19 protein-coding genes are annotated in these 21,944 nt (G+C 69.4%); 12 read left to right on the forward strand and 7 right to left on the reverse strand.

Annotation, left to right across the window (positions count from 1 at the left end):
* Positions 1-26: 26 nt before the first annotated feature.
* The 5 genes from raiA to ASG43_RS20705 form a co-directional block, all read right to left on the reverse strand.
* Positions 27-605, reverse strand: coding sequence for a ribosome-associated translation inhibitor RaiA (gene raiA, locus ASG43_RS20685; RefSeq protein ID WP_056508900.1), 579 nt, complete (start codon positions 603-605; stop codon positions 27-29).
* 247 nt (positions 606-852) lie between these two features.
* On the reverse strand, positions 853-2,421 hold the full coding sequence (gene rpoN, locus ASG43_RS20690) for an RNA polymerase factor sigma-54 (protein ID WP_056508901.1): 1,569 nt from the start codon (positions 2,419-2,421) through the stop codon (positions 853-855).
* 209 nt (positions 2,422-2,630) lie between these two features.
* Positions 2,631-3,365 (reverse strand): LPS export ABC transporter ATP-binding protein, encoded by a 735-nt coding sequence (gene lptB / locus ASG43_RS20695; RefSeq protein WP_056509248.1) that lies wholly within the window; start codon positions 3,363-3,365, stop codon positions 2,631-2,633.
* Positions 3,366-3,605: 240 nt separating this feature from the next.
* Positions 3,606-4,175 carry an LptA/OstA family protein gene (locus ASG43_RS20700; protein WP_056509252.1) on the reverse strand — a complete coding sequence of 190 codons (570 nt, stop codon included), beginning with the start codon at positions 4,173-4,175 and terminating at the stop codon, positions 3,606-3,608.
* Between the two features lie 5 nt (positions 4,176-4,180).
* Positions 4,181-4,888: a hypothetical protein gene (locus tag ASG43_RS20705; RefSeq protein WP_156386815.1), complete on the reverse strand. Its 708-nt coding sequence runs from the start codon at positions 4,886-4,888 to the stop codon at positions 4,181-4,183.
* A gap of 260 nt (positions 4,889-5,148) precedes the next feature.
* On the opposite strand from ASG43_RS20705, the gene sppA reads away from it, so the two are divergent.
* The 3 genes from sppA (at position 5,149) to ASG43_RS20720 (ending at position 7,202) form a co-directional block, all read left to right on the forward strand.
* A complete protein-coding gene (gene sppA, locus ASG43_RS20710) occupies positions 5,149-6,129 on the forward strand; it encodes a signal peptide peptidase SppA (RefSeq protein ID WP_056508904.1) in 981 nt (326 codons plus the stop codon).
* 99 nt (positions 6,130-6,228) lie between these two features.
* Positions 6,229-6,513 carry an integration host factor subunit beta gene (locus ASG43_RS20715; RefSeq protein ID WP_056508908.1) on the forward strand — a complete coding sequence of 95 codons (285 nt, stop codon included), beginning with the start codon at positions 6,229-6,231 and terminating at the stop codon, positions 6,511-6,513.
* Positions 6,514-6,821: 308 nt separating this feature from the next.
* Positions 6,822-7,202, forward strand: a complete 381-nt coding sequence (locus tag ASG43_RS20720) for a lipopolysaccharide assembly protein LapA domain-containing protein (RefSeq protein WP_056508911.1) — start codon at positions 6,822-6,824, stop codon at positions 7,200-7,202.
* A 260-nt stretch (positions 7,203-7,462) separates the two neighbouring features.
* Here ASG43_RS20720 and ASG43_RS20725 read toward each other — a convergent pair whose 3' ends face one another.
* Entirely contained in the window at positions 7,463-7,942 is a 480-nt protein-coding gene (locus tag ASG43_RS20725) for a carbon monoxide dehydrogenase subunit G (protein ID WP_056508914.1), read from the reverse strand.
* 256 nt (positions 7,943-8,198) lie between these two features.
* On the opposite strand from ASG43_RS20725, the gene ASG43_RS20730 reads away from it, so the two are divergent.
* The 5 genes from ASG43_RS20730 (at position 8,199) to ASG43_RS20750 (ending at position 12,835) form a co-directional block, all read left to right on the forward strand.
* Complete coding sequence (locus ASG43_RS20730) at positions 8,199-9,227, forward strand: class I SAM-dependent methyltransferase (protein ID WP_056508917.1); 1,029 nt, start codon at positions 8,199-8,201, stop codon at positions 9,225-9,227.
* 4 nt (positions 9,228-9,231) lie between these two features.
* Positions 9,232-10,098, forward strand: coding sequence for an RNA methyltransferase (locus tag ASG43_RS20735; RefSeq protein ID WP_056508918.1), 867 nt, complete (start codon positions 9,232-9,234; stop codon positions 10,096-10,098).
* A gap of 23 nt (positions 10,099-10,121) precedes the next feature.
* Complete coding sequence (gene lspA / locus ASG43_RS20740; RefSeq protein WP_056509254.1) at positions 10,122-10,607, forward strand: signal peptidase II; 486 nt, start codon at positions 10,122-10,124, stop codon at positions 10,605-10,607.
* Positions 10,608-10,685: 78 nt separating this feature from the next.
* Positions 10,686-11,678: an MDR family oxidoreductase gene (locus ASG43_RS20745; RefSeq protein ID WP_056508922.1), complete on the forward strand. Its 993-nt coding sequence runs from the start codon at positions 10,686-10,688 to the stop codon at positions 11,676-11,678.
* Between the two features lie 311 nt (positions 11,679-11,989).
* A complete protein-coding gene (locus ASG43_RS20750; protein ID WP_244488189.1) occupies positions 11,990-12,835 on the forward strand; it encodes a GNAT family N-acyltransferase in 846 nt (281 codons plus the stop codon).
* A 52-nt stretch (positions 12,836-12,887) separates the two neighbouring features.
* Here ASG43_RS20750 and ASG43_RS20755 read toward each other — a convergent pair whose 3' ends face one another.
* Positions 12,888-13,196: a DUF1236 domain-containing protein gene (locus tag ASG43_RS20755; RefSeq protein ID WP_056508930.1), complete on the reverse strand. Its 309-nt coding sequence runs from the start codon at positions 13,194-13,196 to the stop codon at positions 12,888-12,890.
* Between the two features lie 346 nt (positions 13,197-13,542).
* On the opposite strand from ASG43_RS20755, the gene mutS reads away from it, so the two are divergent.
* The 4 genes from mutS (at position 13,543) to ASG43_RS20775 (ending at position 21,933) form a co-directional block, all read left to right on the forward strand.
* The gene (gene mutS, locus ASG43_RS20760) at positions 13,543-16,239 is read left to right on the forward strand and encodes a DNA mismatch repair protein MutS (RefSeq protein WP_244488179.1); all 2,697 of its coding nucleotides are present in this window, start codon (positions 13,543-13,545) and stop codon (positions 16,237-16,239) included.
* Positions 16,240-16,371: 132 nt separating this feature from the next.
* The gene (locus ASG43_RS20765) at positions 16,372-17,826 is read left to right on the forward strand and encodes an MFS transporter (protein WP_056509260.1); all 1,455 of its coding nucleotides are present in this window, start codon (positions 16,372-16,374) and stop codon (positions 17,824-17,826) included.
* Positions 17,827-18,011: 185 nt separating this feature from the next.
* Complete coding sequence (locus tag ASG43_RS20770) at positions 18,012-18,857, forward strand: SDR family oxidoreductase (RefSeq protein WP_056508933.1); 846 nt, start codon at positions 18,012-18,014, stop codon at positions 18,855-18,857.
* Between the two features lie 223 nt (positions 18,858-19,080).
* On the forward strand, positions 19,081-21,933 hold the full coding sequence (locus ASG43_RS20775; RefSeq protein ID WP_082491090.1) for a [protein-PII] uridylyltransferase: 2,853 nt from the start codon (positions 19,081-19,083) through the stop codon (positions 21,931-21,933).
* The last annotated feature ends 11 nt before the right edge of the window (positions 21,934-21,944 follow it).

The following is a 21,944-nucleotide window of genomic DNA, read 5'->3' on the forward strand; positions in this document are numbered from 1 at the left end:
CCCGGATGGGAGGGCCGAGGCCAAGTTTAGCCTGCGGTCTTGTAGGTCGAGGGATCGACCCATCCGAAATTGCCGTCGGGGCGGCGATAGACGATGTTGACCTCGCCGCTTCCGGCATTGCGGAAGACGACGACCGGGCTGTCCCGGCGGTCGAGCTCCATCACCGCGCCGGCGACCGTCATCGTGCCGACCTTCAGCGAGGTCTCCGCGATGATGGCGGGCGCGTAATCCTCGGGAATCTCGTGGTCTTCCTCGGCCGGCATCGGGGCGACGACGCTGTAGGCGACCTCGCGCTGGCCGTTCAGGCCGGAATGATGGTCCTTGAGGCGGCGCTTGTAGCGGCGCAGGCGTTTCTCGATGCGGTCGACCGCTTCCGCGAAGCTCGCTTCGGGGTCATGGGTCTCGCCGGCGGCCTGGAAGACCACGCCGGAATCCAGGTGCAGCATGCAATCGGCGGAGAAGCGGGTGCCCTCCTTGGTCAGCGTCACGGTTCCCGTGTAGTTCCCGTCGAAATATTTTCCGACCGACTGGTCCAGGCGGTCCTCGATGCGCGAGCGAAACGCCTCGCCGACATCCATATGCTTTCCCGAAACCCGAACACTCATCTGCAAAGCTCCCTCCGGACGTGCCGTAGCCGTTTCCGCTTCGTCGACACCCGCCGCCGGGATGGTGGCGGGTCTTCTCATGAACGCGGCGCGAGAGCGGGGGTTTCTCCGCCACGTTCCGCTTCCCGGGCGACCCGGTCGGGTGGCGCCTTCTAAGAACCTCCGCCCGGCCTGTCAACGCGCCGGTGACGCCGCGCGACTTCGCGAAACATCCCGTGATGACCGCGGACGGTCGATCCCGCCCGTTTCAAGAGGCGATCCGCCGCGCGTTCATCTCCCGCCGACGCTGGATCGAGGAAGGGATTCCGAGCGCCTCGCGATACTTGGCGACCGTTCGTCTGGCGAGTTCGACGCCCTCCTCCTTCAGGCGGTCGGCGATGTCGTCGTCCGACAGGACGGCGCCGGGGCCTTCCGCGGCGACGAGCGTCCGGATGCGGTGCTTCACGCTTTCGGCCGAATGGGGATCGCCCCCGCCGGTCGAGGCGATGGCGACGGTGAAGAAGAATTTCAGCTCGAACGTGCCGCGCGGGGTCGCGATGTACTTGTTGGCGGTGACGCGGCTGATCGTCGACTCGTGCATGCCGACGGCCTCGGCGACCGCCATCAGCGTCAGCGGCTTCAGGCCGGTGATCCCCTCCGTCAGGAAACCGTCCTGCCGGCGCACGATTTCCGAGGCGACCTTGAGGATCGTGCGGGCGCGCTGGTCGAGCGAACGCACGAGCCAGTTGGCGGAGGCGTGACAATCGGTGAGGAAGGTGCGCTCGTCGGCCGAAAGCCGTCCCGTCGCGATGCGCTCGACATAGTGGGAATGCACGAGGACGCGCGGCAGCGCGGCGGGATTGAGCTCGATCCGCCACGATCCGTCGGAGGCCTCGCTGACGACGACGTCGGGCACGACCACATCGGCCGGTCCGCTCTCGAAGGCATGGCCGGGTTTGGGGTCGAGGCGGCGAATCTCGGCCAGGATGTCCAGGAGCCCGGCCTCGTCCTCGCCCGTCAACCGGCGAAGCGTCGCGAAATCGCGCCGGGCGAGGAGATCGAGATGGGCGAGGACCGTCTCCATCACGGGATCGAGGCGGCCCTGACGGCGCAGCTGTATGGACAGGCAATCGGCCAGGTCGAGGGCGAAGAGACCGGCGGGCTCGGCCTCCGCCTGGAGGCGGCGGAGGATGCGCAGGAGCCTTGCCTTGGGAACGCCGAGCGCGACGGCCATCTCCGAGACGTCGATCCGCAGATAGCCCGCCTCGTCGAGATGCTCGACCATCGCCTCCGCGATGCGCCGGTCGAGCGGATCGGCGATCGCCTCCGCGAGTTCGCCGAGCGCATGGACGGCGAGCGAGGGACGCGGCTCGGCGAAGCCCTCGATCGAGGGCGCTCCGTCCGCATCGGTTCCCCCGCCGCCCGAACCGGTTCCGGCGCCGGGCAGTCCGTCCGACAGCTCGGACCGCCGCTCGCGCTCGGGCTCGGCCAGAGCCGGGGCGGCATCGCCGCCCTCCTCGAAGCCCGGGCCGTCGAAAGCGCCGACCTCGAACCCGTCGGCGATCGCCTCGCCGTCCTGGCGCTCGCCGGACAAGGCGGTCTCCGCCGGGGAGGTCGCGGCGGTGACGGCGTCCGGGGGCTCGGCCCCGGCGGCCTCGCGCCAGTCGACCTCGACCCCGTCTCCCGCGTCCAGAAGGGGATTGCGCTCCATCTCCTGGTCGACGAAGGCCTGGAGTTCGAGATGCGAATACTGGAGGAGGCGGATCGACTGCAGCAACTGGGGCGTCATCACCAGGGACTGGCTCTGCCGCATCTGAAGCTTGGCCGACATCATCATAACGCTACGCCCCGCTTGTCAGCCTCCTTCGGAGGCAGGCCGGTCACGCGTTGGGCAATGGCTGCGGATGGGTCTGCCCTGGCCGATGCGCGGCAAGGCGAATGGACCGGTCCGCGGCTGCCCTTTTCGGCGCCGGCTGACGGTCCTCATCAAACTGGTCCGCATCTTGCTTGTCAATGCGCCCCGCCCTCGAAAGGGGCGTGATCGCCTCAGAAGGTGAACTGCTCGCCGAGGTAGAAGCGGCGCACGTCGACATTGTCGACGATCTCCTGCGGCCGGCCATGCGTCAGCACGGCACCGGCATGCATGATGTAGGCACGGTCGATGAGGCCGAGCGTTTCCCGGACGTTGTGGTCCGTGATCAGAACGCCGATGCCGCGCTGCGTCAAGTGACGCACCAACCCCTGGATGTCGGCGACCGCGATCGGGTCGACACCCGCGAAGGGCTCGTCGAGCAGCATGAAGGTCGGCCGGGAGGCCAGCGCGCGCGCGATCTCGCAGCGCCGCCGTTCGCCGCCGGACAGGGCGGTCGACGGGCTCTTGCGCAGGTGCTCGATGTGGAACTCCTCGAGCAGCGCGGTCAGCCGATCCTCGCGCTCGCGCTTGTTCGGCTCCACGACCTCGAGGACGGCGCGGATGTTGTCCTCGACGGAAAGGCCGCGGAAGATCGAGGCCTCCTGGGGAAGGTAGCCGATGCCGAGCCGCGCGCGGCGGTACATCGGCACGCCCGTGATGTCGTGCCCGTCGAGCTCGATGCGTCCCTGGTCCACCGGCACGAGGCCGGTGATCATGTAGAAGCACGTCGTCTTGCCCGCGCCGTTCGGGCCGAGCAGCCCCACGGCCTCCCCGCGACGCACGAAGACGTCGACGCCGTCGACGACGCGCCGCCCGCGATAGGCCTTGGACAGGCCGCGGGCGATCAGCGTGCCCTCGGCGCTGTCCATGCGCGGGGCCGCGCCCGGTGCGGGGCCGCGATGGGCGGACCCGGTCTCCGGCTCGTCGCCGCGGCTCTGCGCCGGGGATGCCGGAGTCGCATAAGATATCATGGGTCGCGCTGATCCTTCTCGTCGGTGCCGGCCGCGCGCGGTCCGTTGCATCCTGGCACGGGCCCTGGCCCTGGCAGCTGGCACGGGACGCAGACCGTCCGGTGCCTCCTCCGCGCGCCTCCTCGCGCCGCGAACCGTCTACTGCGCCGGCTGCGAAGCGTTCGGCGCCATCAGGATCTTGACGCGTCCGCCGGACTTCGCGCCGCCGAGGCGGGCGAGGCCCGTGTCCATGTGGATCGTCAGGGTCTCGCCGCGGGCGACGTTCTCGCCCTGCGTCATCACGACGTTGCCCGTCATGAGGACGATCTGCGTCTTCATGTCGAAATTGGCCTTTTCCGAGGTGGCGACCTGGTCGGCCGACTTCACGTAGACCTTGCCGCTAGCCTCCAGCCGGTCGATCTCGTTGGATCCGCCGGGCATCGCCGCCGCCGTCTTGACCGGCTGGGCGCCGCCCTCGGGCTTCTTGGCGTAATAGACGACGAGCTTCGAGGTCTTCAGCAGCGTCTCGCCCTGCTGCACGTTCACATTGCCGGTGAAGGTCGCCACGGACTTGGCGTCGTCGACGTCGAGCTGGTCCGATTCGATCGCGATCGGCTGGTCGTTGGAAACCTGCAGGCCGTTGAAGGAATTGCCGAAGGCCTGTGCAAGGGCGCTGCCGGTTCCGGCGGCGAGGGCGGCCGCGGCCGCGAGGAGAAGAAGACGCTTCATGTCGGTCACTCCGGTGTCGCATCGTCGCTGGCGCCGTTCGTCGGCGGCGGGGAAGGCTGGGATGTCGTCGTGTCGCCCGACGACGGGAGGAGGGTCATCTTGACGCCGCCTCGGAAGCTGAGAGTCTTTCCGCCGTCGGCGACGGACAGCGTGCCGGCTTCGATGGTCTGACCGTCGGTGCGGATCTCGACGGGGCCGCTGCCCTCCATCGACCCGTCGTCGAGGAGGATGTCCGCCCCGGACATGTCGATGACCATGCCGTCCGACGTCTGGACGTGCAGCCCCTCGAAGAGCCGGAGCCGTTGGGCCGTGGCATCGTAGAGGCCGCGCGCGGCGACGATCGCCGCGGTGGCGTCGGCGCTGATGCCGACCTCCGCCTTCACGGCCTCGAGTTCCACCCCGCCCCCGCCCGTCAACGACTGGATGGCGCGGTCGGCGATCATGGAATAGGGCCGGTCCTGCCCGTCGACGCCGGACAGACGCGGCGCCTGCATGACGAGACGACCGTTTTCCAGGCCGAAGGCGTTCAGCGGCAGCTCGTCGGGAAGACTGCGCGCGAGAAGGGTGACGCCGGCGCCGCCGAGGACGATCAGCGCCGCCACGAACGGCAGCGCGACCTTGAGAACCCGAACCTTGCGCGAGTGACGGCGGGCGCGCGTGAACTCGGCGTCGCGCCGGCCGTCCCGGCCGGAGCCGGTCTCGGCCGTCGACATCGCACGGTCCCTGTGCGCGCGGTCCATCTGTGCTGCCGTATCGACCAAGCCGTGCGGTCCCATCGTTTCAAGAATGCATCGAGGTTTCCGGACGACTGACGATCAGTCGCGCGGTCAGCGATAGCACTGGTCGCCCAATATGGGGATTTTCCGTCCTCTGCCTAGCGCCTGCGGCACGTGCGTCAACCACCGGCTTGGCATTCGTCGCGTTCTTAGTCTATCGGTCGCTGCCTTAGCGAACCGTAAACCATGGACCTCCCGTGACCCTTGCGCAGGACCTCATCGACCGGCGTCGCCTGCGCCGCAAGCTCGGCTTCTGGCGCGTCGCCACGATTCTCAGCCTCGGCGCGCTCGTCGTCGGCGTGCCGTTCGCGCTGACGATGCGGGGCGGGGGCGATGCCGCGATCGGCCGGCAGATCGCCCGCGTCGCCATCGAAGGCGTCATCACCGAGAACGAGAAGCTTCTCGAACTGTTGAAGGACCTGAAGGAGGACGACCGGGTCAAGGCCGTGATCCTGAAGATCGATTCGCCCGGCGGCACCACCGTCGGCGGCGAAACGCTCTACCGCGCCGCCCGCGAGATCGCCGCCGTGAAGCCGGTGGCGGCCGAGGTCGGCACGCTCGCGGCCTCCGCCGGCTACATGGTGGCGGCCGCGTCTGACCACATCGTCGCCCACCAGACCTCCATCGTCGGCTCGATCGGCGTCCTCTTTCAATATGTCGATGCCTCCGTGCTCCTCGGACATGTCGGCTTGAAGGTCTCCGCGATCAAGTCCTCGCCGCTGAAGGCCGAGCCGTCGCCCTTCGCCCCCGCGCCGCCGGAGGCCGAGGCGATGATCCGGCGCACCGTCCTCGACACCTACGAATGGTTCGTCGCGCTCGTCGACGAGCGCCGTCCCTTCGACGCCGCCGAAGCGCGCCGTCTCGCCGACGGATCGGTCTTCACCGGCGGGCAGAGCCTGGAGAACCGGTTGATCGACGCGATCGGCGGCGAAGCCGAGGTCCGGGCCTGGCTGGAAGGGCCGCGCGGCGTCGAAAAGGATCTCGAGATCGTGGATCGCGAGCCCGAAACGGAGGGCGGTTTCGGCGCCTCCATCTTCGCCGGCGCCCGCGCTTCCCTGTTCTCCACGCTGGGCCTCGACCCGAGCGCGACCTCGCTCCCCGATGCGCTCGGCCGCAGCGTCGGCCATCTTGACGGTCTCCTGTCGCTCTGGCAGCCTCCATCAGGCCGGACGGAGTAACGTAAAGTTACCTTACGAACCTTGCGTCGTGTCCGGGCAACATCCGGGCGCGCCGGCTCTCTTCACCATGCCCGTTACGAAGCGATCCTGGAGTTTCCCTTGATCAAGTCCGAACTCGTGCAGATCATCGCGAGCCGCAATCCGCATCTCTATCAGCGCGACGTCGAGACGATCGTGAACGCGATTTTTGACGAGATCACGGAAGCCCTGTGCGAAAGCAACCGCGTCGAGCTGCGCGGCTTCGGCGCGTTCTCCGTTAAGAATCGCCCGCCGCGTGCCGGCCGCAATCCCCGCACGGGCGACGCGGTGGACGTGGAGGAGAAGTGGGTGCCCTTCTTCAAGGCCGGCAAGGAACTGCGCGAGCGCCTGAACGACGCGGCCTGACAGGATCGGTATCGGTCCGGGATCGGCCGCGCCGTCGGCCGCGACCACGTTTCGTCGCATTGCAGCGCAGTTCACGCGCTTCATCGATCCTCAGGGAATTGACGCCGCCGCCGGCACCGCCATATCGGGGTGAAGGACCGGGCGTCTCGCGTGAGGCTCCCATCCCCGACGATGCGCGCGGGCGATGATCGCCTCGCTCATCGGCGCCGGCCATGTCGGCGGCGCCCCGATCACGACGCCGTGGTCCGGGCCGGGACGTCCGGTGTTCGACGGGGAAACCCGATCATCGACGAAGAAGGTTGTGAACGATGGTAAGCCGTATCCTGTCCTTCCTGATCCTCGTGCCGCTGGCGATCCTGCTGATCGTCTTCTGCGTCTCGAACCGGGGACCGGTCACCGTTTCGCTCGATCCGCTCGGCACCCTGCCGCAGTTCACCTATTCGATGCCGCTCTTCATTCTCCTGATGGGCGCCGTGATCGTCGGCCTTCTGCTCGGCGGTCTCGGAACCTGGTTCACGCAGGCGCACTATCGCCGCAAGGCGTGGAAGCGCCGCAACGAGATCGAGCGCCTGAAGCGCGATGCCGACGAGGCGCGCGAGCGCGTCCGCGTTCTCTCCGAGGAGCGGGCGAAGGCAGCGTCGATCGCCGCGCCGGGCTCGACGGCTCTGGCGGCGCCGCGAGCGGCTTGAGGCCCGAGCGACGGGCTCGGGTGGACGTGGCGCCCGACGGCGCCGTCCACCGGATGGCGCGATGCGCCCCTTCCGCCTTGCCGGCCATCTCCCCCCGCGAGGGGGAGATCGGTTTCGTCAGGGCGGCACGGAATGATCGCCTCTCTCGAAGCCGCCGATCATCCTGCTGAGCGGACTGTCCGGCTGGACAGGATGTCTGGCAGCGCAGGTCGGAGGCGTTTTGCGCCGCCCTGTCCCCCCGACCACTGCGCCGCCCGGCCTCAAACGGCTGCGGTCGTCCCCTCCGCGCCGCTCGCCGTTCCGCCCGTCACATGAGCCGCAAAGGCGTCGAAGAACTGCGCGGACAGCTTCTTCGCCGTGGACTCGATCAGCCGACCGCCGAGTTGGGCGATCTTGCCGCCGACCTGCGCATCCACCGAATAGGTGAGGATCGTGTCCGGGCCGTCTTCCGCCAGATGAACCTTGGCGCCGCCCTTGGCGAAGCCCGCAATGCCGCCTTTGCCCTCGCCGACGATCGAATAGCTCTCCGGCGCGACGATGTCCTCCAGGCGCACCTCGCCGGAGAACTTCGCCTTGACCGGCCCGATCTTGGTGACGACGGTCGCCGCCATCTCGTTGTCGCCCTTCATCTCCAGGCTCTCGCATCCGGGGATGCAGGCGCGCAGGACGTCCGGATCGTTCAGCGCGGCCCAGACCCTCTCGCGCGGCGCCGGCAGCCGGTATTCACCCTTGAGATCCATGCAGTCCCTCCCGTTCGTCTGCGGTTGCGAGCGACGTCCCCGTCGGCTTCGCCTCACCGTCGGCGATCATCGGTTCCGCCGCGGCGCGGACAGCCTATGCACCCTCTCCGGGGAAAATCGAGTCCGACTTTCGCAAGGTCGTCGTGGAGCCCTCCGTCGGCCCGGCCGCGCCGATCGCCGCCGCCGCTCTTTGCCAATTGGCGAGCCGTCCGTTAGATGGACCGATGACCGCAGATCCTTCATCCGGACCGCTCGCGTGAGCGGCGAACGTCGCAGGCCGGGCCGCGATGCGCCCCGGGACGCCAAGCTGCGTGCCGCCGAGCCGCGCGAGGAGGGGCCGCGCGCCGAGGCAGGGCCGCGTCCGGCTCCGCCGCGCCGCGCCGGTGCCCGGCCGACCGAGCGCCTTCCGCTCGTCCTCACCGTCGAGCCCGACGACGATTACGCGCTGCTCGACTGCGGCGACGGCGAGAAGCTGGAGCGCTACGGGCCGCTGATCGTGCGCCGGCCGGAGAACCAGGCGATCTGGCCGCGCCTGCGACCCGAGCGCGAATGGGACGTCGCGGACGCGGTCTTCACCGGCGATACCGACGAGGAGGGCGCCGGGCGCTGGCGTTTCCCGAAGGTCCCGCTCGGCGAGACCTGGCCGCTCTCGCATCGGGGCCTCTCCTATCTCGGCCGCTTCACCTCCTACCGTCATGTCGGCGTCTTTCCCGAACAGGCGAGCCACTGGGCCTTCATGACGGATGCGATCGAGGCCGCGCGGCGGCCGGTTCGCGTCCTCAACCTCTTCGGCTATACCGGGCTCGCCTCGCTGCTCGCGGCGCGTGCGGGCGCGGAGGTGACGCATGTCGATGCCTCCAAGAAGGCGATCGGCTGGGCGCGGGAGAATGCCGAACTCGCGGGACTGACGGAGAAACCCGTCCGCTGGATCTGCGAGGATGCCATGCGCTACGTCGAGCGCGAGGTGAAGCGCGGCAGCCGCTACGACATCATCCTCGCCGATCCCCCGCGCTTCGGCCGGGGACCGAAGGGCGAGGTCTGGCAGCTCTTCGAGCACCTGCCCCATCTTCTCGCCGGATTGCGCGACCTCGTTTCCGACCGGCCGATCGGCGTCGTTCTCACCGCCTATTCCATCCGCGCCTCGTTCTTCTCGCTTTCCGCCCTGATGGCCGAGAGCTTCCGGGGCATGGGCGGCACGGTGGAGTCAGGCGAACTCGTGATCCGCGAGGAGAATGACGAGCCGCGGCTCCTCTCCACATCGCTCTTCTCCCGCTGGAAACCATAAGCCCATGTCCGACGAACCCGAAGGCGAGCGCCGCGAGAAGCGCCCCGATCTCTCCGCGCCCGGCCGCGTGAAGGGACTGTCCAGCGTCTCCAACCCGATCATCAAGGACATCCGCGCGCTCGGCGCCAAGAAGGGCCGCGACGAGACCGGTCTCTTCATCGCCGAAGGGCTGAAGCTCGTGCTCGACGCGATCGACACGGGCTGGGACATGAAGACGCTCGTCGTCGCCAAATCCCAGCTGCACAATCCGCTCCTGGAAAAGGCCGCGGCCCGCGCGGTGGCGCTCGGCGCCGATCTCGTGGAGGCATCCGAGAAGGTGCTCGGCGCCATCACGCGGCGCGACAATCCGCAGAGCGCCATCGGCGTCTTCAAGCAGCGCACCGTGTCGCTCGACCGGCTCGATTTCGGCAAGGACGGCGTCGTCGTCGCACTCGACCGCGTGCGCGATCCCGGCAATCTCGGCACCATCCTGCGCACGATCGACGCGGTCGGCGCCAAGGGCGTGATCCTCATCGGCGACTGCGTCGATCCGTTCTCGCTGGAAACCGTGCGCGCGACCATGGGCTCGATCTTCGCCGTGCCGATTGCCCGCGCCAGCGAGGGCCAGTTCCTCGGCTGGCGCACGAAGTTCAGGGGCCTCGTCGCGGGCACCCACATGGCGGGCACCGTGGACTACCGCACGCCCGACTATGCCGGGAGGCCGCTGATCCTCCTCATGGGCAACGAACAGTCGGGCCTCTCCGAACCGCTCGCCAAGGCCTGCGAGCAGCTCCTGCGCATTCCCCAGGCCGGCAAGGCCGACAGCCTCAACCTCGCCATCGCGACGGGCGTCATGCTCTTCGAGGCCCGGCGCAAGGCGCTCGCCCTTTGACGATCGTCGCGCCCGAGCCTCGTCTGCGACGGCCCTTCCGGACCGGCGCCCTCATCATCCTTCTGTCGGTCGTCGCCGATCAGGCGATCAAGGCGCTCGTCGTCGCCACCATGCCGCTCGGCGCCTCGATCCCGCTCCTGCCGTTTCTCGCGCTTTTCCATGCGCGCAACGAAGGCATCGCCTTTTCGATGTTCGACGGGTTCGACGATCTCGGTCTGGCGCTCCTGGCGGGCGCGGTGCTGCTCTTCGTCGGCTGGCTCTGGTGGAAGACGCCGCCGGAGCGACGCTGGTCGCATCTCGCCTTCGCGATGATCGTCGGGGGCGCCGTCGGCAATCTCATCGACCGTCTTCGCCTGGGCTATGTCGTCGACTACATCTTTTTCCACACGCCGGTCTGGAGCTTCGCCGTGTTCAATCTCGCCGATGCCCTCATCTCGATCGGCGCGGCGCTGGTGATCCTCGACGAGTTCCTTCTCTCGGGCCGCGCGGACAAGACGGTCCGCGACTGAGGACGGCGGGCCGGGCCCTCTGGGAGCCGGCCGGATTGAACGACGCCCGATGGGGCGGGCTGCAGAGGAGCGGACGGCATGGACGAGGCATTTCGGGCAATTCTCGTGTCCCGGGGCGAGGACAAGGTCCAGCGCGTCGACGTCGTGGAGATGACCGCCGGCGATCTCATGGACGGCGACGTCGACATCGCCGTCGAGGCGACGACGGTGAACTACAAGGACGGCCTCGCCATCACCGGGGCCTCGCCCGTCGTGCGGCGATGGCCGATGATTCCCGGCATCGATCTCGCCGGCACGGTGCTCGCCTCGCGAAACCCGAACTGGCAGGCCGGCGACCGCGTCGTCCTCAACGGCTGGGGGGTCGGCGAGGTGCATTACGGCGCCTATGCCGGCCGGGCGCGCCTGATGGGGGATTGGCTGGTGCCGCTGCCGGATGCCTTCACGCCGGTGCAGGCCATGGCGATCGGCACGGCCGGCTACACCGCGATGCTCTGCGTCATGGCGCTGGAGAAGGCCGGCCTGTCGCCGGCGGACGGACCGGTGATCGTGACGGGCGCGGCGGGCGGCGTCGGCTCGGTCGCGGTCGCGCTTCTTTCCAAGCTCGGCTGGCACGTGATCGCCTCGACCGGCCGGCCGGCGGAGGCGGACTACCTCAAGGCCCTCGGCGCGGCCGAGATCCTCGACCGGCGCGAGCTCTCCGAGCCGGGCAAGCCGCTCGGGCGCGAGCGCTGGGCGGCGGGCGTCGACGCTGTCGGCAGCCACACGCTCGCCAACGTTCTCGCCGGCACGCGCCGGAACGGCGCGGTGGCGGCCTGCGGGCTCGCGCAGGGCATGGACCTGCCGGTGACGGTCGCCCCCTTCATCCTGCGCGGCGTCTCGCTGCTCGGCGTGGATTCGGTGATGGCCGACAAGGCGCTCCGCCTGGAAGCCTGGCGCCGCCTCTCGGTCGATCTCGATCCGGCGCGTCTGTCGGCCCTGACGACCACGATCGGTTTCGACGAGATCGTCGATGCCGCCCACCGGATCGTCGCGGGCGGCGTGCGCGGCCGGCTCGTCGTCGAGATGGGCTGACGCGGGCCATGGAGACATCCGGGAGAGGCGTTCGCGGGCGGCCGTCGCGGGCTCTGGCCTTCGTGCCGCGGCGCCCCGATCCGCGCGACGTCGATCCCGGCGCCCCCGCCATCGAGGGGCCGGCCCGCTTCCTCTGCGGGCCGGCCGCCGTCTGGTCACGAAACCGTTGTCGAGCTAGATTAAGCGGGGAGGCATGGGACGCCCGACGGGCGGCCGCGAAGGAGACTTCGATGAACCTCTTCAGGACGGCGACCCCCGAAGGCGAGGCCCTGAGCCAGCTCGCCCCCGCGATCCGCAGCGCGCTCGAAGGGATGATCCCGGCGAGCGTGCGCCGAATTCCCGGCCGCTTCGATCCGCAGGCGGGGCTCCTGGGGCGCCTGGGCTCCCTCGAGGTGCGCCTCGCCCGCTCCGCCGCCGAAATCCGCGCCGCGCAGCAGCTGCGGTATCGCGTCTTCTACGAGGAAATGTCCGCACGGCCGACCCGGCTTCAGAAGATGACGCGCCGCGACAAGGATGCCTTCGACCGCTATTGCGACCATCTTCTCGTCATCGATCACGATCGCGACGGCGATCTTTCGGACCGCATCGTCGGCACGTACCGGCTGATGCGCCAAGAGGCCGCCGATCTCGCGGGCGGCTTCTACACGCAGTCCGAATTCGACATCACGCCGATGCTCGCCCGGCACGAAGGGCTGCGCTTCCTGGAGCTCGGACGGTCCTGCGTGCTGAAAGACTATCGCGGCAAGCGAACGGTCGAACTGCTCTGGCAGGGGATCTGGTCCTATGTGCGCAAGCACGGGGTCGACGTGCTCTTCGGCTGCGCCTCGCTCGCCGGTACCGACCCCTCGAGCCTCGCGACGCCTCTCGCCTTTCTGCGCGAGATCTCCGTGCCGCCGGCCGAATGGCGCGTGCGCGCCCATCCCGCGCGCCGAGCCCCCGTGGTGGAGGCGCCGGCCGGCGCCGATCCCCGCCGCGCGCTGGCCTCGCTGCCGCCGCTCCTGAAGGGCTATCTCCGCCTCGGCGGCCATATCGGCGAGGATGCGGTGGTCGACCGGCAGTTCGGCACGACGGACGTGCTGGTGGTCCTGCCCGTGGCGAACATCCACCCCCGCTACATCGAATATTACGGCGATGAGTCGGGAAGGTTCGTGGCGTGAAGACAAGCTGCGGTCTGCGAGCGAGCCACGGGTCCGACGGGACCCGGCGGCATCACTTGCCGAATCGCACCACGCTGCGCGTGTTCAGATCCACGATCACCGGCCGCCCGTTGTAGTAGAAATAGGCGTAGCCCGCATCCTCGCTGAGCGGCACGAGGCTGACGGTGACGGGCACGGTCTCGCCGAGCGAAGGGGGAATCGGCAACGGCGAATCGTCGACCGGATTCTCGACCGCATACTGGTAGACGTTGACGTCCGATCTCTGGTCGGCCGCGGCGGGCAAGGTAGCGATGGCGGCGCAGACGGCGACGATGGCGCCGCGGGCGGCGCCGAGAGCGGCAGGGAGACGACGAACACGCATGAAAACCTCGCGAGATGCGCAGGGAAAGCTTCGCGATCGAAACCGGGAACATGTCCCATCGGTTTCCTCGCGAGCCTAACGTCCTGTCCCTAAGGGACGACTATGCTCGAATTCCGGTTCCGCGGCAATTGCCGCATCGCAACAAACCTTTTCCGGGAAAGCCACTTCGGCGCGGTGTCTTCCGCGAGGCCGGGAGTCGTGGAGGACGGGGTTTCGGGCCTTTTGCGAGGGCCCTAAGGTCTGTAGGACGAACGGGCCGGCGGCGAGACCGGCACGGGCCGGACCTCAGCGTCGTCCGCCCCGCCCGAACGGGACGATGCGGACGCGACATGGGCCGGGACGATTGATGGCGGGCGAGAAGGATGCCGGGCCGACGCCCATGATGGCGCAGTACATCGAGATCAAGGCGGCCAATCCGGATTGCCTTCTCTTCTACCGCATGGGCGACTTCTACGAGCTGTTCTTCGAGGATGCCGCGATCGCCGCCCGCGCGCTCGGCATCACCCTGACCCGGCGCGGCAAGCACGAGGGCCAGGACATCCCGATGGCCGGCGTGCCGGTCGTCTCGGCCGACGACTACCTGCGCAAGCTGATCGAGCGCGGCCATCGCGTCGCCGTCTGCGAGCAGATCGAGGACCCCGCCGAGGCGAAGAAGCGCGGCGGCAAGTCGGTCGTCAAGCGCGACGTCGTGCGCCTCGTCACGCCCGGCACGATCACCGAGGAAACGCTGCTCGAGCCCGGCCGCGCGAACTTCCTGATGGCGCTGTCGCGCCTCGGCGGCGCCGGTGCCGGCGCGAGCTTCGCGCTGGCCTGGGCGGATCTGTCGACCGGCGCTTTCAAGGTGCGCCAGAGCGAGCCGGGCCGTCTCCTCACCGACATCCTCGCCGTCGAGCCGAGCGAGATCGTGGTGCCCGACGCCGTCTTCCACGATGCGAGTCTCGCCGAGCCCTTAGCCCGCCTCGGCGCGCTGGCGCGTCCCGAGCCGGCCGTCCTCTTCGACGGGGCGACCGCCGAGGAACGCCTCTGCCGCTTCTACGGCGTCGCGACGCTCGCCGGCTTCGGCGATTTCTCGCGCGCGGAGCTTTCGGCGGCGGCGGGGCTGCTGGCCTATCTCGGCAAGACCCAGAAGGCCGCGCGCCCCGCGCTGCAGCGGCCGGAGCGGGTGGAGGAGGGCGCCGTCCTCCTGATCGATCCCGCCACCCGGACCAGTCTGGAGCTCACGCGCTCCGTCGGCGGCGGGCGGGCGGGAAGCCTCCTCGCCACCATCGACCGCACGCTGACCGGCCCCGGCGCCCGCCTGCTCGCCACGCGCCTCGCCGCGCCGCTGACCGCGCCTGCCGCCATCGCCCGCCGGCAGGCCTCGGTCAGGGCCTTCGTCGAGGATCCCGATCTTCGCCGGGCGCTGCGCACGAGCCTGAAGTCGGTGCCGGACATCGAGCGGTCGCTGTCCCGCCTGTCGCTCGACCGGGGCGGGCCGCGCGATCTGAAGGCCGTGCTGTCGAGCCTTCTCGCCGCGCGCGAGATCGCCGGCCGCCTCGGCGGCGAACTGCCGGGGGAACTGGCCGACGCGCGCGACGATCTGGCGGCCCTGCCGGCGGCTCTGGAGGCGCATCTGTCCGGCCGGCTGGCCGACGACGTGCCGCTCCTCAAACGCGACGGCGGCTTCGTGCGCGACGGTGCCATTCCCGCGCTCGACGAGGCGAGGGCCCTGCGCGACCGCTCGCGCCGCGTCATCGCGGACCTGCAGGGGCGCTATGCCGAGGAGACCGGCGTCCGGTCCCTCAAGATCAAGCACAACAACGTGCTGGGCTATTTCGTCGAGATCGCGGAAACCCATGCGCCGGCGCTCCAGGCGGACGGGGAGGGTCGCACGCGCTTCTTCCATCGCCAGACCATGGCCAACTGCATGCGCTATTCCACCGACGCCCTGGCGGAGCTGGAAAGCCGCATCGCGGGCGCGGCGGCCGAGGCCCTGGCGCTGGAACTGTCCGCCTATGGCGCCATGTCCGATCGCGTGGTCGCCGAGGCCGAGCCGCTGCGCGCCGCCGCCCACGCGCTGGCGGTGCTCGACGTGTCCGCGGCTCTGGCGGAGCTCGCCGTCGCCGAGAACTGGTCGCGGCCGGAGGTCGACGACAGCCTTTCCTTCCGGATCGAGGGCGGTCGCCATCCCGTGGTCGAGGCCGCGCTGAAGAGCCATGCCGGCCCCGCCTTCGTCGCCAACGACTGCGATCTCTCCCCGCCCGCCGGCACGAAGAAGCCGGAGGCCGGCGCGATCTGGCTCCTGACCGGTCCGAACATGGGCGGCAAGTCGACCTTTCTCCGGCAGAACGCGCTGATCGCGGTGCTCGCGCAGATCGGGGCCTACGTGCCCGCGGCCCAAGCCCGGCTCGGCGTCGTCGACCGTCTCTTCAGCCGCGTCGGCGCTTCCGACGATCTGGCGGAGGGACGCTCGACCTTCATGGTGGAAATGGTCGAGACCGCCGCGATCCTGCACCAGGCGGGGCCGCGCACCCTCGTCATCCTCGATGAGATCGGCCGGGGCACCTCGACCTATGACGGTCTCTCCATCGCCTTCGCCGCGGTCGAGCATCTCCACGAGACCAACCGCTGCCGGGCGCTGTTCGCGACGCATTTCCACGAGATGACGGCGCTCTCGGCCCGCCTGTCGCGCCTCAGGAACGCGACGATGCGGGTGAAGGAATGGGAGGGCGAGGTGATCTTCCTGCACGAGGTCAAGGCGGGCGTCGCCGACCGGTCCTACGGCATCCAGGTCGCCAAGCTCGCGGGGCTTCCCCCGGCGGTCGTGGAGCGCGCGCGGCACGTGCTGGCCGAACTCGAACGGGCGAGCGAGGGCGGTGGCAAGCGCACCGCCTTCATCGACGATCTCCCCCTCTTCACCGCCGCCGCGCGCAAGGCCGAACCCCCGAAGCCGGCCGCCGATCCCGTCCGGGACGCCCTGGCCGCGCTCGCACCGGACGAGATGAGCCCGCGCGAGGCGCTGGAGGCGCTCTATCGGTTGAAGGGACTCGCTCCGGGATCCTGACGCCGCCGTTAAGAACTCAGGGAACCTTTGCGATCTCGCCGGCATTTCCGCACCGCTGAATCCCGGACATCGAGGCGCCCTGCGACCGATGTCCGCGCAACCCGGATGCCGCCCTCGGCCGGAACGATCGACATGAGCACCCTTGCCGTCGGCGAGCGTGGCGCAAGCCGCGCGAGCGCAACCAGACCGGCGCGGGGCCGGTCCGTGAAGGCGCTGAGCGCCGTCAACTTCTTCCTGGCCGACGTGCGCGACGGGCTCGGGCCGTTCCTCGGCATCTTCCTGATCGGACAGGGTTGGGGCACCGACACGATCGGCTACGTCATGACGATCGGCGGGATCGCCGGGATGCTCGCGACGACGCCCCTTGGAGCCCTCGCCGACGCCTCGAAGGCCAAGCGCTTCATGGTCGCCTTCTGCGCGGCCCTCGTGATCGCGGCCTCCCTCGCCATCCTGTTCGTCCCGACCTTCGCCTTCGTGGCCGCCTCGCAGATCGCGACCGGCATCGCGGGCGCGGCGATCGGCCCGGCTGTCGCCGGCCTCACCCTCGGTCTCGTCGGGCAGAAGGGCCTCGCCCACCAGCTCGGCCGCAACGAAGCCTGGAACCACGGCGGCAACGTCGCCGCCGCCGCCGGCTGCGGCTTCTTCGGCTACGAGTTCGGCCTGACCGCCGTCTTCATCCTGATGACGGTCATGGCCGCGGGCTCGATTCTCGCGGTCCTCCTGATCAAGCCGGGCGACATCGACCACGACGCCGCGCGCGGCCTCGACAAGCCCGAGGCGGGTGCCGAGCGCGAGCCGCCGTCCGGCTTCGGCGTCCTCTTCAAATCCGGCCCGCTCCTGATCCTGGCGGGAACGCTGATGCTCTTCCACTTCGGCAACGGGGCCATGCTGCCCCTGCTCGGCCAGCAGGTCGCCGCGCAGGCGCAAGCCGCCCAGACGCAAGCGCCCTCCGCAGACGCCGCCGTCGCCGCCACCGCCGGCACCGCCAACGCGCCCGCCGGCACCGCGACCGCGACCGCGCCGGGGACGACCATCGCGCCGGGATCGGCGACATCGGGGCGCCCCGCGAGCGGCCCGGTCACCGAACCCTCCACCCTCCAGGCGCTCCTCGCCGATCCCGTCGCCTACACGGCCGCGACCGTCATCATCGCGCAGCTGACCATGATCCCGATCGCGCTGCTCGCGGCCGGTTTCGCCGGACGCCGCGGCTATTTCCTCCTGCTCGTCGCGGCCCTCGTCGCCCTCCCGATCCGCGGCCTGATCGCGGGCCTCTGGCCGAGCCCCTATGCGCTGATCCCGGTTCAGATGCTCGACGGCGTCGGCGCGGGTCTCCTCGGCGTCGCGGTACCGGGCCTCGTCGCCCGCATCCTCAGGGGCACCGGCCACGTCAATGCGGGTCTTGGTGCCGTGATGACCATCCAGGGTGTCGGCGCCTCGCTGAGCCCGGCGCTCGCCGGCTTCGTCGTCGCCCGCTACGGCTTCTCGGCGGCCTATCTCGTGCTCGCCGGCTTCGCCGTCTGCGGTCTCGTGCTCTGGCTGGTCTCGGCCGCGAAGGTCTCGAAGGCCTGCGCGGCGCATGTGGACTGAGCGGCCCGGGGGTCAGCCGGATCGAGAGGGGAGCGATCGAAGGCCCGGCGCTTCGATGAGACGACGGCTAAGGGCTTTCAGGCGGCCGGCGAGGAACGGCGGGCGGCCGCCCGGCCTTGGATCGGGCAGAGGGGGCGCCGACGACACGGCCCCCCGAACTCCCGCAAGATCCGAAGGCATGTCCCATGGCGAACTTTCCCGAACAGCACCAGAATGCCGATCCCGGCCGCGAACACGAGATGAACCCGCGCCCCGATTACACCCCGCGCTTTCCCGGCTCCGGACGTCTGGCGGGCAAGGCCGCGATCATCACCGGCGGCGACAGCGGCATCGGCCGCGCGACGGCGGTCGCCTTCGCACGGGAGGGGGCCAACGTCGCGATCGTCTATCTCGACGAGGATCGCGACGCAGAGGAGACGAAGGGCCTGGTCGAGGCCGAAGGCGGCAAGGCGCTGCTGATCAAGGGCAATGTCCGCCGGAAGGACTTCTGCCGAGCGGCCGTGGACGAAGCCGCCCGGACCTTCGGCCAGCTCGACATCCTCGTCAACAACGCCGCCCACCAGGAGATCGCCGAGGATGTCCGGGACATTTCCGAGGAGCAGCTGGCCAAGACCTTCGAGACCAACATCTACGCCTACTTCTACATGACGCAGGCCGCCCTCGATCACCTGAAGCCCGGCTCGGCGATCGTCAACGTCACCTCGGTCAACAGCTACAAGGGCAACGAGAAGCTCATCGACTATTCCTCCACCAAGGGCGCGATCACGGCCTTCACGCGGTCCATGGCCTCCAATCTCGTGGAGAAGGGCATCCGCGTGAACGGCGTCGCGCCGGGGCCGATCTGGACACCCTTCATCCCCATGTCCTTCCCCGCCGACAAGGTCGCCGAGTTCGGAAGCGAGGTGCCGATGAAGCGGGCGGGCCAGCCGAACGAGGTCGCCTCCGCGCTCGTGTTCCTGGCCTGCGAGGATGCCTCCTACTTCACCGGCCAGGTTCTCCATCCGAACGGCGGAACGATCGTCGGCGCCTGACACCCTTGGGCGGGCCTGCCGGCTCAAGGCCCCGGACAGGCTCGCCGCTTAACCTTGCCCCGGGAGCGAACCTCGCCGTGCCGCGTTTCGTGGCGCGGCAAACTGGTTTATAGGCGGCACGCCCGACGCGATCGCCCGTTGCCGTGTCCGTTTCGCCGCCGGGTCAAGCGATCCTGACTTTCGACCCCCTGGGGAACGCCGTTCCATGCCCTTGCCCGCTCGGATGACCGTCTCGCGCCGCGCCGCCGGGGGGGCCGAAACCGCAGATGCCCTTCTCGTCGGCATCCTCGACAGGACCTCGCTCGACGCCGATCTCGATGCGCTCGCCGTCGGGCGCGAGCAGGGCGGCGGCGCGTCCCATGCGGTGCGGGCCGAGGTGCTGGCGCTTCTCAAGGGGCACGTGGTGGAAGGGCGCAAGGCCGCCGAGGCCATGCTCTTCGAGGAGGGCAGCGGTCTTCGCTGCGCCCGCCGCCTGTCCGCGCTCCAGGACGCGCTGATCCGCGCCATCTATCGCTTCGCCGTCCTGCACGTCTTCGACGGCTCCAACCTCTCGGTCGGGGAGCGCATGACGGTCGTCGCGGTCGGGGGCTACGGGCGCGGCACGCTCGCGCCGGGCTCGGACATCGACCTGCTCTTTCTCCTGCCCTACAAGCAGACCGTGCTCGGCGAGCAGCTCGTCGAGTACCTCCTCTACATGCTCTGGGATCTCGGCTTCAAGGTCGGCCACGCCACGCGCACCGTCGAGGAATGCGTGCGGCTCGCCAAGGCCGACTTCACGATCCGCACCGCGATCCTGGAACGCCGTCCGATCGTCGGCGACGAGGCGCTCTTTGCCGAACTGTCCCGGCGCTTCGACAGGGAAGTGGTGGAGGGCACGAGCCGCGCCTTCATCGCCGCCAAGCTCGCCGAGCGGGACGTCCGGCACAAGCGGGGCGGCGACACGCGCTATCTCGTCGAGCCCAACGTCAAGGAGGGCAAGGGCGGCCTTCGCGACCTCAACACGCTGTTCTGGATCGCCAAGGACCATTACCGCCTGGAGACCTCCGAGGAGCTCGTCGCGGCGGGCGTCTTCTCGCGCCGCGAAGCGCGGCTCTTCCACAAGGCCGAGGATTTCCTCTGGGCCGTGCGTTGCCACATGCATTTCTTCACGGGGAAGGCCGAGGAGCGCCTGTCCTTCGACATCCAGCGCGAGATCGCCGCCCGGCTCGGCTACAATGCCCATCCCGGCATGCGCGACGTCGAGCGCTTCATGAAGCACTACTTCCTGATCGCCAAGGACGTGGGCGACCTCACCGGCATCTTCTGCGCCGCGCTGGAGGAGGAGGAGGCCAAGGACGCGCCGACCCTCAAGAACTTCGTGCGCTCCCTGCGCCACCGCGCTCGCAAGATCCCCGGAACGCTCGATTTCACCATCGACAACAACCGCATCAACGTCACCGCCAAGGACGTCTTTCAGAAGGACCCGGTCAACCTCATCCGGATCTTCAAGCTCGCGGCCGCCATGCAGCTGGAATATCACCCGGACGCGCTGAAGCTGATCCGCCGCTCGCTGATGCTGGTCGATGCGGTCCTTCGCGCGAACCGGGAGGCCAACAGCCTCTTTCTCGACGTCCTCACCGACCGCACCGATCCCGAGCTGCACCTGCGGCGCATGAACGAGGCGGGCGTCCTCGGGCGCTTCATCCCCGATTTCGGCCGCATCGTCTCGATGATGCAGTTCAACATGTACCATCACTACACGGTCGACGAGCATCTCCTGCGCTCGATCGCCATGCTGTCGCGCATCGAGCGGGCCGAACTCGGCGAGGAGCTTCCGGTCTCGACCGCCATCGTCAAGGACATGAAGGACCGCGTGCCGCTCTACGTCGCGCTTCTCCTCCACGACATCGCCAAGGGTCGGCCGGACGATCACTCGGTGGCCGGCGCGCGGATCGCGCGCACGCTCTGCCCCCGCCTCGGTCTCGACGAACGCGAGACCGACCTCGTCGCCTGGCTCGTCGAGGACCATCTCGTCATGTCCATGACGGCCCAGCAGCGCGACCTCAACGACCGCAAGACCATCCTCGACTTCGCCGAGCGCGTGCGGACGCTCGATCGCCTGAAGCTCCTGACGGTGCTGACCACCTGCGACATCCGCGCCGTCGGCCCCGGCGTCTGGAACGGCTGGAAGGGCCAGCTCATCCGCACGCTCTACTGGGAGACCGAGCCGGTCCTGACCGGCGGCTTCTCGCAGACCCCCCGGTCCCAGCGCTTCGCGAGAGCCCGCGACGTCCTCGCCGAGCGCCTGTCGGACTGGCCGGCCGCCGAGCGCGACGCCTATATCGACCTCCATTACCAGAACTACTTCCTCACCGTTCCGCTCGAGGAGCAGCGCCGCCATGCCGATTTCGTTCGGCGGGCGAGCGCGGGCTCCGACGCGCTCTGCGTGGAGGCGCGCACCGACGCCTATCGCGCGATCACGGAGATTACGGTCCTGGCGCCCGATCACCCGCGCCTCGTCTCGCTGATCGCGGGCGCCTGCGCCGCGGCCGGCGCCAACATCGCGGACGCGCAAATCTTCACCATGGCCGACGGACGGGCGCTCGACATCATCACGCTCAACCGGGAGTTTTCCGGCGACGAGGACGAGATGCGCCGGGCCGAGCGGATCGGCGGGCACATCCGCAACCTTCTCCACGGGCGCGACGCGATGCCCAAGCTGATGGCGGCGCGCAAGGGCCCGCGCATCGCCCGCCCCTTCAGCGTCAAGCCGCGCGTGTCGATCGACAACGCCCTTTCGAACCAGTTCACCGTCGTCGAGGTCGAGGGCCTCGACCGGCCGGGCCTTCTCGCCGACCTCACCAGCGCGCTCTCCGACCTCAGCCTCGACATCCGCTCGGCACACATCTCGACCTATGGCGAGAAGGTGGTCGACGTGTTCTACGTCACCGACCTCACCAACATGAAGGTGTCGAGCGACGCCCGCATGGAGCGCATCGAGAGGCGGATGATCTCGGTCTTCGAGAAGCCCGAGCGCGAACTGTCCTCGCCGACCGCCCGCTCCAGCGTGCGCGCCTTCGGCATCGCCGCCCCGTGAGCCACCGTTCC

The organism is Aureimonas sp. Leaf454 (assembly GCF_001424685.1).
Lineage (GTDB): Bacteria > Pseudomonadota > Alphaproteobacteria > Rhizobiales > Rhizobiaceae > Plantimonas.